Here is a 13825-nt window from a genome sequence, read left to right as displayed (position 1 = left end):
ATAAATGGGGGCCTTGCGGCGAATTTCAAGCCTGCTCATCAATAGAAGGTGCAACGGGTGCAGGAGCCTTGCTCACCACCACCATTGCCGGACGCATCAGGCGACCGTTGAGCTGGTAACCCTTCTGGAACACCTTGATCACGCTATTGGGTTCCAGGTCATGGCTTTCCTGCATGGCCATGGCTTGGTGATGTTCAGCATTGAACGGCTCGCCGGCTTGCGGATCGATAGCTTCCAACTGATAACGCTTCAGGGTGTCCTGGAACATTTTCAGGGTCAGCTCGATGCCTTCACGCATTGGGCGGATGTTTTCATCGTCCGGGTTGGACAACTCAAGACCACGCTCCAGGCTGTCGATGATCGGCAGCAGGTCACCGGCGAATTTTTCCAGCGCGAACTTGTGAGCCTTCTCTACATCCTGCTCGGCACGGCGGCGGACGTTCTGCAGATCGGCGGCAACACGCAACGATTGATCCTGCGCAGCGGCCAATTGCTCTTCGAGCACTTGCACACGAGTCGCCAGTTCATCACCGGCAGCCGAATTGGCGTCTGGAGTTTGCGTATCCTGCGTCTGTTCGTCAGCCATAGATTTCTCCTTTCAAAATCATGCGCGAACTCAACTCGCGCTTCTGCTCCGGTATATGGGGCCACAATTTTCAGGTTCAAGGGCGCAGGCGTTACCAAAAGTCTTTCGATTGACCTGGATCATTTCCTTCACGCTCATTCCACATCGCGCTAAAAAAATTAACGACTCAAGCAAATCGAGCTAAGTGCCAGGATTGTCAGGCCCGAACAAAACACTGTATAAATAACCAGACCTAAAGCCTGGGAGCGGCCGTCATGCTCGTGCACCTGTCTGTACATAACTACGCCATCGTTGAACATCTGGATCTTGAACTGGATCGCGGGATGAGCGTAATCACAGGCGAAACCGGCGCCGGCAAGTCGATCATGCTCGACGCCCTCGGCCTGACGCTTGGCGACCGCGCCGACAGTGGCGTGGTACGCCCTGGCTCCGACAAGGCCGACATCCTGGCCACCTTCGACCTGGCGGACATCCCCGAAGCCGAGGCATGGCTGGCCGAGCGCGACCTTAATAATGAAGGCCCCTGCATTCTGCGCCGGGTGATCACCGCCGAGGGGCGCTCGCGCGGCTATATCAACGGCACGCCTTGCCCACTGGGCGACTTGAAATCCCTGGGCGAATTGCTGATCGATATCCACAGTCAGCACGAACACCAATCCCTGTTGAAAACCGATACCCACCGTCGCCTGCTCGATGAGTACGCCGGCGCCACCGAGCTTTCCCGGCAAGTTCAACTGGCCGCCCAACGCTGGCGCCAGACACGCCAGGAACTGGAACGCCTCTCCAACTCCGGCGACGAACAACGCGCCCGCCACCAGTTGCTCAGCTATCAGCTGGAAGAGCTCGAGAGTCTGGGCCTGGGTGAGACAGAGCTGGAGCAACTTGAGCAGGAACACAAGAACCTGACCAACGCCGAGACCCTGCTGGGTATCTGCCGCCAGGTCGTCGAGCAATGTAGTGAGAGCGACTCCGGCAATGTCCTTAATGCACTGACCGCCAGCCTCAACCGCCTGTCCAGCGTGAACAATGCTTCCGGCTCACTGAGCGAAGCGACCACCCTGTTGACCAGCGCGCAGATCCAGGTTGAAGAGGCCGTGGGCGAACTCAATCGTTTCCTGGACCATTTCGACGCCGACCCAGCTCGCCTGCAGGAAATAGAAGAACGCCTGGACACTATTTATACACTGGCTCGCAAGCATCGAATCCAGCCGACAGAAGTCGCAACCATGCAGCAGAAACTGCTGGATGAAATCGAAACACTCAACGCGAACGACGAATCTATCGAACGACTGGGCGAAGAGCTCGCTTCGTTTGCCCGTCATTATCAGGAAAAAGCCCGGGAGCTGAGCGCTCTGCGCCAGCAGGCAGCTACTAGCCTGGCAAGCGCCGTTGAGCTGGAAATCCAACGCCTGGGCATGCCAGGCGGGCGCTTCACCATCGAGCTGCATCCCAACGCCAGTCAAGAATTGCAGCCCCATGGGCTGGAGCACGTCGAACTGCTGGTGAGTGCCAACCCCGGCCAACCGCTCAAGGCCCTGGCCAAAGTGGCCTCCGGCGGCGAACTCTCGCGGATCAGCCTGGCGATCCAAGTGATTACCGCCCAGACCTCACGGGTACCCACCCTGGTATTCGATGAAGTGGATGTGGGCATTGGCGGGCCGACCGCAGAAATTGTTGGCCAATTGCTGCGTCGCCTGGGGGATCGCGGCCAGGTGCTTACGGTGACCCACTTGCCGCAAGTGGCAGCCCAAGGGCATCAGCACCTGTTTGTGCACAAGGTGCGCGGCAGTGACGCGACACACACCGCCGTCTCCAAGCTGAACAAGTCGGAACGGGTGGAAGAAGTGGCGCGGATGCTCGGCGGTATCGACTTGACCAAGGAGTCCTTGGCTCACGCGAAAAAAATGGTGGTGGCCGCGAAGGCCTGAAGCGATATTTTCCACTCTAAAGCACGAAGGCGACCCGAGGGTCGCCTTCAATCGTTTCGCAAAGCAAAACTGCGTCGATTTTTACTTTTTCTTACGGATGTACAACACGAGATTATGGTCGACCAAATCGAACCCATGCTCTTCAGCAATCTTGTGCTGCAGCGCTTCGATTTCAGGGCTGGTGAACTCGATAACCTCATTGGTGTCCAGATCAACCATGTGGTCATGGTGACCACCGTCAGCCAATTCAAACACCGCATGACCGCCGTCGAAATTATGACGAACCACCAGCCCTGCGGCTTCAAACTGGGTCAGTACACGGTAGACCGTGGCCAGGCCGACGTCCTCGTTAGACTCCATCAGCGCCTTGTAAACATCTTCGGCACTCATGTGACGCTGCTCAGCAGAATCGAGCATTTGTAGAATCTTGACTCGTGGCAGAGTCACTTTGAGACCGGCTTTGCGTAGTTCGCTATTTTCAACCATGGTTAGCTTTCTCGCGGATGCTGCTTCGCAGCTTCTCTTAATACGGGTATGATCGGCGTTTACGTTGTCCCAGCCAAGATAGTGGAAGTCGCCCACCGATGCAAAACACCAAGCTCTTGCTAACCAGTTTCACCTTTGTGGGACTGCTCGCACTCGCCGGTTGTTCATTCCCCGGGGTTTACAAAATCGACATCCAGCAGGGCAATGTCGTCACGCAGGACATGATAGACCAGTTACGCCCGGGAATGACCCGACGGCAAGTACGGTTTATCATGGGTAATCCCCTGCTGACCGACACTTTCCATGCCGATCGCTGGGATTATCTCTACAGCCTGCAGCCTGGTGGCGGTGAACGCCAGCAGGAGCGCGTCAGTGTCATCTTCAATGGCAATGACCAGCTCGTGAGCCTGTCCGGCGACTTCATGCCCGGCGTAAGCCGCGATGAAGCCTTGCTGGGCAAGGACAGCGGCACCAACGTGACCGCACCTACGCAGGAAGCTGAAAAACCAAAATCCGAGGTACCGGCCAAGCCAGGTTCGTTGCTGGACACCATCCAGAAAGACATCGACAACGTGGAAACCGTGCCCGTCCCGACGCCTGAGCCTCTGGACACCAGCCCGCAATAATTTTGCGCTCGATAAAAAGCCCGGCATGCCGGGCTTTTTGTTGCCTGCCATTTACATAGGCATCTCTACATAACCTTGGTGCGACGCTGAACCTGTGGGAGCTGGCTTGCCTGCGAAAGCGATCTGACAGTCAACCAGGATCCTGGATCAGATCGAGAACATACCCGTTATCGGGACCGCCCCTTCCACATTTGGATCGCGGGTATCAGGTAGATATGCGCCGGCTATCAGGGCGTCATCGCAGGCAAGCCAGCTCCCACAGTTGGATCGCGGCGCTCCAGATAGCTAGGCTGCCATTTGGCAAGCTCAAGAATTCGTTTGCCTGGCCAATGCCGCCTTGGCCGCGCGCAACCTGCGCACCTCTTTAGGGTCGGCCAGCAAAGGCCGGTAGATCTCAATACGGTCGCCCGCTTGCACGCAACGCGCCCCGGCATCCACGACAACCTTGCCAAATATACCCAGCGGGCAATCAGCCAGATCAACGTCAGGAAAATGCGCCGCTATTCCCGACGCCCGCACCGCCTCGCGCAAACTAGTGCCTTCAGCCACCTTTACCCCCAGCAACACCTGGCGATCCTCAGCGGCGAACACCACCTCAATCTCAACCATGCAGTTGCTTGGCGCGCTGACAGAACGCGTCCACCAGGGTATTGGCTGCCTGATTGAACAAAGGCCCCAACGTCGCACGAACAATCGGCCCGGCATAATCAAACGAAAGATCCAGGCTGATCTTGCAGGCCTTGTCCGTCAGCGCCTTGAACACCCACACACCGTGCAGTTGGGTGAACGGCCCTTCCTGCAGGTTCATTTCGATGGACTGACCCGGCACCAGCACATTACGCGTCACAAAATGCTGGCTGAGGCCGCCCTTGGCCACCCCCACGCTGGCAACCATGTGCTCGTCACTGCTCTCCAGAACCTCGGCCGTCGAGCACCAAGGCAGAAACTCCGGGTAACGCGCCACGTCGTTGACCAGGTCATAGAGCGCCTGCGCCGGGTAGGGCAACAGGGCCGAACGTTGAATATGCGTCGTCATGTGAGCGTTACTTCCACTGCTTAAGGCAAACATCGCGAAAGAACAGCCCAATCCGCGAGAGAAAAAAACCAAAGAACTGCCCGCATTGTCCGGGATTCGTCCAACTCGCTCAAGCACACAGGTTGACCGTAGCCGACACGCTCGCAACTCCCTATAATGCCGCCCCTATGGCTAAACAAAAGAAACACCCCACAGGGACCATCGCGCAAAATAAAAAAGCGCGACACGATTACTTCATCGAACATCGGTTCGAGGCTGGTCTGGTCCTGGCCGGCTGGGAAGTAAAAAGTCTGCGTGCCAGCAAACTGCAGCTGGTCGACAGTTATGTGCTGCTCAAGGATGGCGAGGCATGGCTGCTTGGCAGTCATATCACTCCGCTGACCACCGCGAGCACCCACGTGATTGCCGACCCGGTGCGTACGCGCAAGTTGTTGCTCAATGCCCGCGAGCTCGAAAAACTCGCCGCAGCCGTGCAGCAAAAAGGCTACGCGTGTGTCTGCTTGTCCTGGTACTGGAGCAAGCACCTGGTCAAATGCGAGATCGCATTGGGCAAGGGCAAGAAGGAATACGACAAGCGCGACACCGAACGCGAGCGCGATTCCAATCGCGAGCTGCATCGCGCCGTGCGCAACAAAGGCAAGGAAGAGTAATCCTTGTGACGGTGTAGCCCAGGCGGGCTACATCCCTTTGCGCCGCTCCGCCCGAGCCACGCGTTGAACCTCCTGACGCACCTCCTCCAACACCTCCTGCACATACAGCAGATGCCGTGTCGAGACTTCGCGCGCCTGCTCGGCCCGCCCCTCGATGATGGCCAGGTACAAGTCCCGATGCTGATTGATCAGCATGTCGCGGGTCTCGGTACGCTGCTGGTACATGCCACCAATATTCGTCACCACGTTACGCTTGAGCAGGTCGAACAGCCCGCGAATGGTGTGCAGCAACACGGCGTTATGACTGGCTTCGGCAATCGCCAAGTGAAACCTTGCATCCGCAGCACCCTCCTCCACTCGGCTCACTTCGTCGGCGCGCGCATAGCAATCCTGCAACGCTTCAAACGCTGCGGTCAGCCGTTCACGGTCGACTTCCGTGGCGCGTAACGCCGCGTAATAAGCACACGAAGCCTCAAGGGTCTGGCGAAACTCCAGCAGATCGCGCTGCGCTTCGGGATTGCTTTCCAACAAGTGCAACAGCGGATCGCTGAAGGTCGAACCCAGGGAGTCCACCACATAGTTGCCACCGCCCTGACGACTGACCAGCAACCCCTTGGCCGCCAGTTTCTGAATCGCCTCACGCAACGACGGGCGCGACACACCAAAGCGCTCGGCTAACGCGCGCTCGGCCGGCAAGCGTTCGCCCGACTTCAGCGTGCCCTCGAGAATCATCCCCTCAAGCTGCTCGACAATATCGTCAGACAAACGGCGCTGACGCACCTGATCAAACCCCATAACTCACTCTCCACCATCCCGACCACTCGCCGGGGCCCCTATTCTGGCCTATCGACGTGCCGGCAGCACCTATCAGAACGCCTTCAATTTCGCCGATCAGAACGCCCCGCCTACCGACCTACGACCAAAGTTTCGCAGGCGGCAAATTGACACACCCCTGCCCAGGCTCTTAATCTAGCCCACAGCGACTGTAAATTGGTATTACCAATTAACCAAGCTCACCAAACAACAACAATCAGGGGCCACCCCATATGCAAACCTGGCAACAGCTTTACAGCCCACTCGGCAGCCTCGGCCTGTCCGCACTGGCCGCCGTCATTCCTATCGTATTCTTCTTCCTGGCGCTGGCCGTGTTCCGCCTCAAAGGCCATGTGGCCGGCAGCATCACCCTGGCCCTGTCGATCCTGGTCGCCATTTTCGCCTTCCAGATGCCCGTAGACATGGCATTGGCTGCGGCCGGTTATGGTTTTGCCTACGGCCTGTGGCCCATCGCCTGGATCATCGTCGCAGCGGTATTCCTGTACAAATTGACGGTCAAGAGCGGCCAGTTCGAAATCATCCGCAGCTCCGTTTTGTCGATCACCGACGACCAGCGCTTGCAGGTGTTGCTGATCGGTTTTTGCTTTGGTGCCTTCTTGGAAGGTGCGGCCGGTTTTGGCGCGCCCGTGGCGATCACCGCCGCGCTGCTGGTAGGCCTGGGTTTCAACCCGCTGTACGCCGCCGGCCTGTGCCTGATCGCCAATACCGCGCCCGTGGCTTTCGGCGCATTGGGCATTCCGATCATTGTCGCCGGCCAGGTCACCGGTATTGATGCGTTCAAGATTGGCGCCATGACCGGCCGCCAACTGCCGCTGCTGTCGCTGTTCGTGCCATTCTGGCTGGTGTTCATGATGGACGGCCTGCGCGGCGTTCGCGAAACCTGGCCGGCAGCCTTGGTGGCGGGCTTGAGCTTTGCCGTCACCCAATATTTCACCTCGAACTTCATTGGCCCGGAACTGCCGGACATTACCTCGGCACTCGCCAGCCTGATTGCCCTGACGCTGTTCCTGAAAGTCTGGCAACCCAAGCGCACCGCAGGCGCACAAATTGCCGGCGCCACCTCCAGCGTAGCGGTCACTTCCAGCGCCGGCGGCTTCGGCTTGCCGCGCAACACCGTGGTTTCGCCCTACAGCCTGGGGCAAATTTTCAAGGCGTGGTCGCCGTTCCTGATCCTCACCGTACTGGTGACTATCTGGACCCTCAAACCCTTCAAAGCCCTGTTCGCCGCGGGCGGTTCGATGTACGGCTGGGTGTTCAATTTCGCGATCCCGCACCTGGATCAACTGGTGGTTAAAGTCGCGCCCATCGTGACCAACCCCACCGCGATCCCGGCCGTATTCAAGCTGGACCCGATATCTGCCACCGGCACTGCGATCTTCTTCTCGGCACTGGTCTCCATGTTGGTGTTGAAAATCGACTTCAAAACTGGTCTTACCACTTTAAAAGAAACCTTCTTTGAGCTGCGCTGGCCGATCCTGTCCATCGGCATGGTGCTGGCATTCGCCTTCGTCACCAACTACTCCGGTATGTCCTCGACCATGGCCCTGGTTCTGGCCGGCACCGGTGCTGCCTTCCCGTTCTTCTCTCCATTCCTTGGCTGGCTGGGAGTTTTCCTGACAGGCTCCGATACCTCATCCAACGCCCTGTTCAGCTCACTGCAAGCCACTACCGCGCACCAGATCGGCGTCAACGACACCCTGCTGGTAGCCGCGAACACCAGCGGTGGCGTGACCGGCAAAATGATCTCGCCGCAATCGATCGCCGTGGCCTGCGCCGCCACCGGCCTGGTGGGCAAGGAATCCGACCTGTTCCGCTTTACCCTCAAGCACAGCCTGTTTTTTGCCACCATCGTCGGGCTGATCACCTTGGCGCAGGCGTACTGGTTCACCGGTATGCTGGTGCACTGAGGCCTGCACGTAATAGGGTAAGAATCGACGCCGGGGCATCCTTCCGGCGTCTGCTATTTCTGGAGGACCGATGAGCCTGCCTGCTGCTTTCCTGAGCGACGTCGCACAACTGATCCCGCAAGATCGCCGCTTCGACGATCCACTTTCCACCCTCGCCTTCGGCACCGACGCCAGCTTCTACCGACTGATCCCACAGCTGGTGATCCGCGTGGAGTCAGAAGACGAAGTGGTAACTCTGCTGCAACTGGCCCAGCGCGACCGCGTGCCGGTGACCTTCCGGGCCGCGGGCACCAGCCTGTCCGGCCAGGCCATCAGCGACTCGGTGCTGATCGTGTTGGGTGATAACTGGAACCACCGCGAAATTCGCGGGCAAGGCACCCAGATACGCCTGCAACCGGGTGTGATCGGCGCCCAGGCCAACGCCTGGCTCGCACCGTTCGGGCGCAAGATCGGCCCGGACCCTGCGTCCATCAATGCTTGCAAGATCGGCGGTATCGTCGCCAACAACGCCAGTGGCATGTGCTGCGGCACGGCGCAAAACACCTACCACACCCTGGCGGGCATCCGTCTGGTGCTGGCCGATGGCAGCCGCCTGGACACCGAAGATGCCGCCAGCGTGCAAGCCTTCCGCCAGTCACATAGTGCACTGCTTGAACGCCTGGCCCTGTTGGGTCGCGAAACACGGGCAAATACTGAGCTGGCGGCAAAGATCCGCCACAAATACCGCCTGAAAAATACCACCGGCCTGTCACTCAATGCCTTGGTGGATTTCGATGACCCGCTGGATATCCTCAGCCACCTGCTGGTCGGCTCCGAGGGCACCCTGGGGTTTATCAGTGCGGTCACCTACGACACCGTGATCGATCACCCCAACAAAGCCTCGGCGCTGATCGTCTTCCCGGACGTCGAAACCTGCTGCAACGCAGTCACCGCGCTGAAAACCCAGCCAGTCTCCGCCGTTGAACTGCTGGACCGACGCAGCATGCGTTCGGTGCAGGACAAACCGGGCATGCCTGCTTTCGTACAGCACCTATCGGAAAACGCCTGCGCGCTGCTGATCGAATCCCGCGCCGCTTCGTCATCACTGCTGCACGAACAACTGACGCGCATCATGGCCTCCCTGGCGGCGTTTCCCGTGGAGCAACAAGTCGACTTCACCGAAGACCCCCTGGAAAACGCCCGCCTGTGGGCGATCCGCAAAGACACCTTCCCCGCCGTAGGCGCCGTACGCAAAACCGGCACCACCGTGATCATCGAAGACGTGACCTTCCCGGTCGAACAACTGGCGATTGGCGTGAACCGCTTGATCGCACTGTTCGACAAACATCACTACGACGAAGCCATCCTTTTCGGACATGCCCTGGAAGGCAATCTGCACTTTGTGTTCACTCAAGGCTTCAACAGCAGCGAAGAAGTCGCACGCTATCAAGCATTCATGGACGACGTCGCGCAACTGGTGGCCGTGGAGTTCGGTGGCTCGCTGAAGGCTGAACACGGCACCGGCCGCAATATGGCGCCGTTCGTTGAACTGGAATGGGGCAGCGACGCCTATCAACTGATGTGGCAACTCAAGCGCCTGCTCGACCCTAACGGCATCCTCAACCCCGATGTGGTGCTCAGCGAAGACCCGCAAATCCACCTCAAACACCTCAAGCCCCTGCCCGCCGCCGATGAGCTTGTGGATAAGTGCATCGAATGCGGGTTCTGCGAACCGGTGTGCCCTTCAAAAGGCCTGACCCTGAGCCCGCGCCAGCGCATCGTGATCTGGCGCGATATCCAGGCGAAAAAACGCGCAGGCGTCGACACCTCCGAACTGGAAGCGGCCTACCACTACCAGGGCATAGACACCTGCGCCGCCACCGGCTTATGCGCGCAACGTTGCCCTGTAGGCATCAATACCGGCGACCTGGTGAAAAAGCTGCGCAGCCGCGAAGCCGACCGTACGAAAACCGCCGACTGGCTCGCCAGCCATTTCGCCACCGCACTGCAAGGTGCGCGCTTTACCCTGCACGTCGCCAATGGCGCACGCATGCTGCTGGGCGCCCCACGGCTGGCCAAGCTCTCGAGCACACTGACCAAGCTGTCCAAAGGGCAAATTCCGCAGTGGACCAACGCCATGCCGCAGCCCGAAAAAGCCATCCGCTTCAGCCCGGCAGTGACGGACGCGCGCCCACGCGTGGTTTACCTGGCCGCCTGCGTCTCCCGCGCCATGGGCCCGGCAGTCGGCGATAAAGAGCAAATGTCGCTGTACGACAAAACCCGCCAGTTGCTGGAAAAAGCCGGCTACCAGGTAGTCTTCCCCGACAACCAGGACAGCCTCTGCTGCGGCCAACCCTTCGCCTCCAAAGGCTACGCCGAGCAGGCCGAACACAAGCGCCAGGAACTGATCGGCGCCCTGCTCCACGCCAGCCGCGGCGGCCTCGACCCCATCTACTGCGACACCAGCCCCTGCACCCTGCGCCTGGTGCAAGAATTGGGAGAAACGCGCCTGGACCTCTACGACCCCGTGCGCTTTATCCGCACCCACCTGATGGACCGCCTCGACTTCACACCCCAGGAAGCGCCCATCGCCGTGCACGTCACCTGCAGCACCCAACACCTGGGCGAGAGCCAGGCCCTGATCGAACTGGCGCGACGCTGCGCAAAAACCGTGGTGATCCCCGAAGGCATTCATTGCTGCGGCTTTGCCGGCGACAAAGGCTTCACCACCCCGGAACTCAACGCCCACGCCCTGCGCTCACTCAAGGACGCCGTGCAATATTGCAGCGAAGGCATCTCCACCAGCCGCACCTGCGAGATCGGCCTGAGCCAGCATGGCGGCATCGACTACCACGGCCTGGTCTACCTGGTAGACCGCGTCACCCGCGCCCGCGCCCACTGACCCGGCAAAAAAACCGAACCCTCGCGCGCCGGCGCAGTCATCTGCATAGGCCTCGACAAACGAGGCCCATCAGTGATGTCGCTGGCAGCGGTTGCACGCCAGCAGCGTCGAGCCCTTTTGCGCAAGGAGACACCCTATGAAGCGTTCCGCTCTTGCTGGCTTGTTCATGACCGCTGCGATGCTCGCCTCCCCCGCTTTCGCCGCCAGTGACAAAGACCTGTGCCAGATCAACCTGGACAAAATCAACAACGGCAAAGCCCTGCTCGCCACCGACACCAGCGGTAAAAGTGGCGAAATAGACACCGCCGTCTCCCAGGCCAAGGCCGCCCACGCCGCCGGTGATGAGAAGAAGTGCATCGAAATCACCTCCAAGGCCCTGCAAGACCTGCAGAACAGCGAGAAAGGCGGCCAGTAAGCGAGAGGGCCAACCTTCGGGTTGGCCTTCGCTGACGTTTTGGCGTACACTGCACAGGCTTGTCACTCACTAAGAAACAACGAGTTACAAGCACGGGGCCGTTTAGGATTCGACGCCGGTCGCGAAACTTTAGGTGCATGCCGAGTTGGTAACAGAACTCGTAAATCCACTGTTGCAACTTCTTATAGTTGCCAATGACGAAAACTACGGCCAGGAATTCGCTCTCGCTGCGTAAGCAGCCTTAGCCCTGAGCTTCTGGTACCTTCGGGTCCAGCAATCACCAGGGGATGTCTGTAAACCCAAAGTGATTGTCATATAGAACAGAATCGCCGTGCAGTACGTTGTGGACGAAGCGGCTAAAACTTACACAACTCGCCCAAAGCACCCTGCCCTTCGGGTCGCTGAGGGTTAACTTAATAGAAACGGCTACGCATGTAGTACCGACAGCGGAGTACTGGCGGACGGGGGTTCAAATCCCCCCGGCTCCACCAAATCAACGAAAAAAGACGTCTTTGGACGTCTTTTTTTTGTCTGGAATCCAGTTAATACACGGGCTTCAGTGCTTATGGGAGCTTTGGAGATTTTTTGAGTTCCTGCCGCTTTGGCATCCCGGACTGCCAAATTCTATTTTCAGGATACCAAAACGGTGCTGGAGGTAGCCCCACCAAAAAGGGGCCAGTAAGCGCCTACGGCAGCAGTGGCGATTCATTTTGCGCAGGGCGCTTCATAATATCTTGACGCTCGGCTACCCGCCGGCACACAACGTCATAAACAATTTTCGCAATTTTGTTTGCCAATAAAGGCGGTACCGCATTGCCCACTTGGTGGTACTGCTGGGTTCGATTCCCTTCAAAATAATAGTTATCTGGGAAGGTTTGAAGTCGCGCTGCTTCTCGAACGGTCAAACTACGACATTGCGCAGGGTCGTAGTGAATAAAGTAGTGGCCATCCTTCGAGATATGGCTGGTGATAGTCGTTGCCGGAAGCTCTGCGAGCTGCACTCTGAAACGGTCACTGAACTTACCGCTTTCCCAGTTTTTGTGAGCGGGAGCAAGGCCAGGCAGTGAAAATTGCTGATGGCCCTTTGGAGAATACTTGTTGTGCTCAGCAAAGGTGCTCGCAAAGGCGTATCGCCGTAGGTCTGACTTCATATGTCCGCGGGCATCGTGGCTCATCCAGTATTTAATGTTGACGTCTTGGTACCAAGCATCAAGGGAAGGTATACCCGTGTTGCCTAGACCTTGCTCCTTAGGCACTCGCAGACCGCCAGAACTCTGAGGCGCATTGAGAAGCGCTTGACGAGTAGCTCGCAGAGGCGCAATCAGTTTTCCATTTTCCCTTTCCGCGTGACGCAGTAAATCGTCTACTTCGTCGGCAACCGCACGGTACCAGTCTTCTTGGGAGTCAGAACGCCGCGACAGCTTGCTTCTAAGCTTGGGCAGGCCACCGATCGCTTGCCTGACCGATACCGGGTCGGCTGTTTTCAGGAGGTCATAAAATGGAGTATTACCGTGCTCGTCGAGCGCTATTCCCAGAAGAATGACTCGATGGCGAGCTTGCGGAATCCCGTATTTTTCTGCTTCGATGATAAAAGACTTCGGGTTTACCCTGCCGATGCAATCAGCAGAGCTGATCGACTCTTCGGAAACCAGAGAACAGATCTTGTATTTCTGCCCGCCCTCTACCTGATCCAATGCTTGGGTAGGGTCCACTAGGTCTCGGAGAATCTGCGCAAAGATCCCTTCACCTCCAACCTTGGAGGACAATATCCCTTTTACATTTTCCATGACAAAAACAGTAGGGCGATAGTTCTTGATGATGCGCAGATAGTCTTTATAGAGAAAATGTCGATGATCATTCTCAGCGACGTAACCCTGCTTGCCTTGGTTTCTGGCCCGACCAACTATCGAATACGCTTGGCATGGAGGGCCGCCTATGAGGACCCAAGGACGTCCATCCTTATTTAATCTGGCATCGATGAGTCCGTTTAGCTCGGAGTCGCCCTCCTCCGATCCTAGAGTGATCTGCCGTGCTTCCTCCTCGGCTCGGATCCAGAACTCTGTCGTTTCAGGGGTGCTAGGCTCTTCGGCCTCACCATTGCAGTACCGATAGTAGTCCTGAAGCCCTCGGGGATACTCGCGCTTGAGCAAGCGATAGAAGGCACGCAGCTTAAGTGTCTTCCTAGCCACAGGATCCATTTCGGCGGAAACGATGATGTCGAACCGCTTGCCATCACCGGAGGATGAAAAACCCTCACCCAGTCCGCCAGGGCCAGCGAAAAGATCGACGATCTGGATAGCGTCCTCAATTGCAACAGCTGGCTCGGCGGTCGCCCTCGGCGGGAAAAGAGAGTTCTGGTATTGAGTCATGGGCTCATCAGTCAAGAAAACAGGAATGGCAACAGCGTAGGTAGCCGAGCAGCGATACTTTACCAGGATTGGCACACCAGCGCAGCTTTAGCCACGCTCACGACGAT

The 13825-nt window shown here is 58.1% G+C and carries 12 protein-coding genes and 1 other RNA gene; 7 read left to right on the top strand and 6 right to left on the bottom strand.

Features of this window, described 5'->3' with window-relative positions:
* Positions 1-25: 25 nt before the first annotated feature.
* The gene (grpE, locus tag JMV15_RS17310; RefSeq protein WP_003194215.1) at positions 26-586 is read right to left on the bottom strand and encodes a nucleotide exchange factor GrpE; all 561 of its coding nucleotides are present in this window, start codon (positions 584-586) and stop codon (positions 26-28) included.
* A gap of 254 nt (positions 587-840) precedes the next feature.
* Here grpE and recN point away from each other — a divergent pair, with 254 nt between their 5' ends.
* The gene (gene recN / locus JMV15_RS17305) at positions 841-2514 is read left to right on the top strand and encodes a DNA repair protein RecN (protein ID WP_038451530.1); all 1674 of its coding nucleotides are present in this window, start codon (positions 841-843) and stop codon (positions 2512-2514) included.
* Between the two features lie 81 nt (positions 2515-2595).
* Here recN and fur read toward each other — a convergent pair whose 3' ends face one another.
* Positions 2596-3000: a ferric iron uptake transcriptional regulator gene (gene fur, locus JMV15_RS17300; protein WP_003194220.1), complete on the bottom strand. Its 405-nt coding sequence runs from the start codon at positions 2998-3000 to the stop codon at positions 2596-2598.
* 98 nt (positions 3001-3098) lie between these two features.
* On the opposite strand from fur, the gene JMV15_RS17295 reads away from it, so the two are divergent.
* Entirely contained in the window at positions 3099-3626 is a 528-nt protein-coding gene (locus JMV15_RS17295; RefSeq protein ID WP_014719960.1) for an outer membrane protein assembly factor BamE, read from the top strand.
* A 306-nt stretch (positions 3627-3932) separates the two neighbouring features.
* On the opposite strand, the gene JMV15_RS17290 is transcribed toward JMV15_RS17295, so the two are convergent.
* Together JMV15_RS17290 and JMV15_RS17285 are read right to left on the bottom strand one after the other, a co-directional pair.
* Positions 3933-4235 carry an RnfH family protein gene (locus JMV15_RS17290; protein ID WP_014719961.1) on the bottom strand — a complete coding sequence of 101 codons (303 nt, stop codon included), beginning with the start codon at positions 4233-4235 and terminating at the stop codon, positions 3933-3935.
* Positions 4228-4662 carry a type II toxin-antitoxin system RatA family toxin gene (locus JMV15_RS17285; protein ID WP_003194226.1) on the bottom strand — a complete coding sequence of 145 codons (435 nt, stop codon included), beginning with the start codon at positions 4660-4662 and terminating at the stop codon, positions 4228-4230. Before JMV15_RS17285 ends, JMV15_RS17290 begins: the two co-directional genes overlap by 8 nt.
* 167 nt (positions 4663-4829) lie before the next feature.
* Here JMV15_RS17285 and smpB point away from each other — a divergent pair, with 167 nt between their 5' ends.
* Positions 4830-5312 carry an SsrA-binding protein SmpB gene (gene smpB / locus JMV15_RS17280; protein WP_014719962.1) on the top strand — a complete coding sequence of 161 codons (483 nt, stop codon included), beginning with the start codon at positions 4830-4832 and terminating at the stop codon, positions 5310-5312.
* A 27-nt stretch (positions 5313-5339) separates the two neighbouring features.
* Here smpB and JMV15_RS17275 read toward each other — a convergent pair whose 3' ends face one another.
* A complete protein-coding gene (locus JMV15_RS17275) occupies positions 5340-6107 on the bottom strand; it encodes an FCD domain-containing protein (RefSeq protein ID WP_014719963.1) in 768 nt (255 codons plus the stop codon).
* Positions 6108-6358: 251 nt separating this feature from the next.
* Here JMV15_RS17275 and JMV15_RS17270 point away from each other — a divergent pair, with 251 nt between their 5' ends.
* From JMV15_RS17270 to ssrA, 4 genes are all read left to right on the top strand, one after another.
* Positions 6359-8053: a lactate permease LctP family transporter gene (locus JMV15_RS17270; protein WP_034126995.1), complete on the top strand. Its 1695-nt coding sequence runs from the start codon at positions 6359-6361 to the stop codon at positions 8051-8053.
* 70 nt (positions 8054-8123) lie between these two features.
* Positions 8124-10934 carry an FAD-binding and (Fe-S)-binding domain-containing protein gene (locus JMV15_RS17265; RefSeq protein ID WP_038451534.1) on the top strand — a complete coding sequence of 937 codons (2811 nt, stop codon included), beginning with the start codon at positions 8124-8126 and terminating at the stop codon, positions 10932-10934.
* A 136-nt stretch (positions 10935-11070) separates the two neighbouring features.
* A complete protein-coding gene (locus JMV15_RS17260) occupies positions 11071-11349 on the top strand; it encodes a hypothetical protein (RefSeq protein WP_003194233.1) in 279 nt (92 codons plus the stop codon).
* A 94-nt stretch (positions 11350-11443) separates the two neighbouring features.
* Positions 11444-11840, top strand: a transfer-messenger RNA (tmRNA) gene (ssrA, locus tag JMV15_RS17255).
* Between the two features lie 195 nt (positions 11841-12035).
* Here the strand turns inward: ssrA and JMV15_RS17250 are convergent.
* Positions 12036-13718, bottom strand: coding sequence for a DNA cytosine methyltransferase (locus JMV15_RS17250; protein ID WP_081339085.1), 1683 nt, complete (start codon positions 13716-13718; stop codon positions 12036-12038).
* Positions 13719-13825: the final 107 nt, after the last annotated feature.

It is taken from the genome of Pseudomonas paracarnis (assembly GCF_904063055.1).
Taxonomy (GTDB): Bacteria; Pseudomonadota; Gammaproteobacteria; order Pseudomonadales; family Pseudomonadaceae; genus Aquipseudomonas; species Aquipseudomonas paracarnis.
The sequence above is the reverse complement of the archived record's forward strand: the minus strand, read 5'-3'. Positions and strand labels throughout refer to the sequence as shown.

Bases quoted from the DNA above. Each gene is read 5' to 3' on its own strand.
- JMV15_RS17285 (WP_003194226.1), bottom strand. From the start codon at position 4,662: ATGACGACGCATATTCAACGTTCGGCCCTGTTGCCCTACCCGGCGCAG.
- JMV15_RS17270 (WP_034126995.1), top strand. From the start codon at position 6,359: ATGCAAACCTGGCAACAGCTTTACAGCCCACTCGGCAGCCTCGGCCTG.
- JMV15_RS17275 (WP_014719963.1), bottom strand. From the start codon at position 6,107: ATGGGGTTTGATCAGGTGCGTCAGCGCCGTTTGTCTGACGATATTGTC.
- JMV15_RS17250 (WP_081339085.1), bottom strand. From the start codon at position 13,718: ATGACTCAATACCAGAACTCTCTTTTCCCGCCGAGGGCGACCGCCGAG.
- recN (WP_038451530.1), top strand. From the start codon at position 841: ATGCTCGTGCACCTGTCTGTACATAACTACGCCATCGTTGAACATCTG.
- JMV15_RS17260 (WP_003194233.1), top strand. From the start codon at position 11,071: ATGAAGCGTTCCGCTCTTGCTGGCTTGTTCATGACCGCTGCGATGCTC.
- JMV15_RS17295 (WP_014719960.1), top strand. From the start codon at position 3,099: ATGCAAAACACCAAGCTCTTGCTAACCAGTTTCACCTTTGTGGGACTG.
- smpB (WP_014719962.1), top strand. From the start codon at position 4,830: ATGGCTAAACAAAAGAAACACCCCACAGGGACCATCGCGCAAAATAAA.
- JMV15_RS17265 (WP_038451534.1), top strand. From the start codon at position 8,124: ATGAGCCTGCCTGCTGCTTTCCTGAGCGACGTCGCACAACTGATCCCG.
- fur (WP_003194220.1), bottom strand. From the start codon at position 3,000: ATGGTTGAAAATAGCGAACTACGCAAAGCCGGTCTCAAAGTGACTCTG.
- grpE (WP_003194215.1), bottom strand. From the start codon at position 586: ATGGCTGACGAACAGACGCAGGATACGCAAACTCCAGACGCCAATTCG.
- JMV15_RS17290 (WP_014719961.1), bottom strand. From the start codon at position 4,235: ATGGTTGAGATTGAGGTGGTGTTCGCCGCTGAGGATCGCCAGGTGTTG.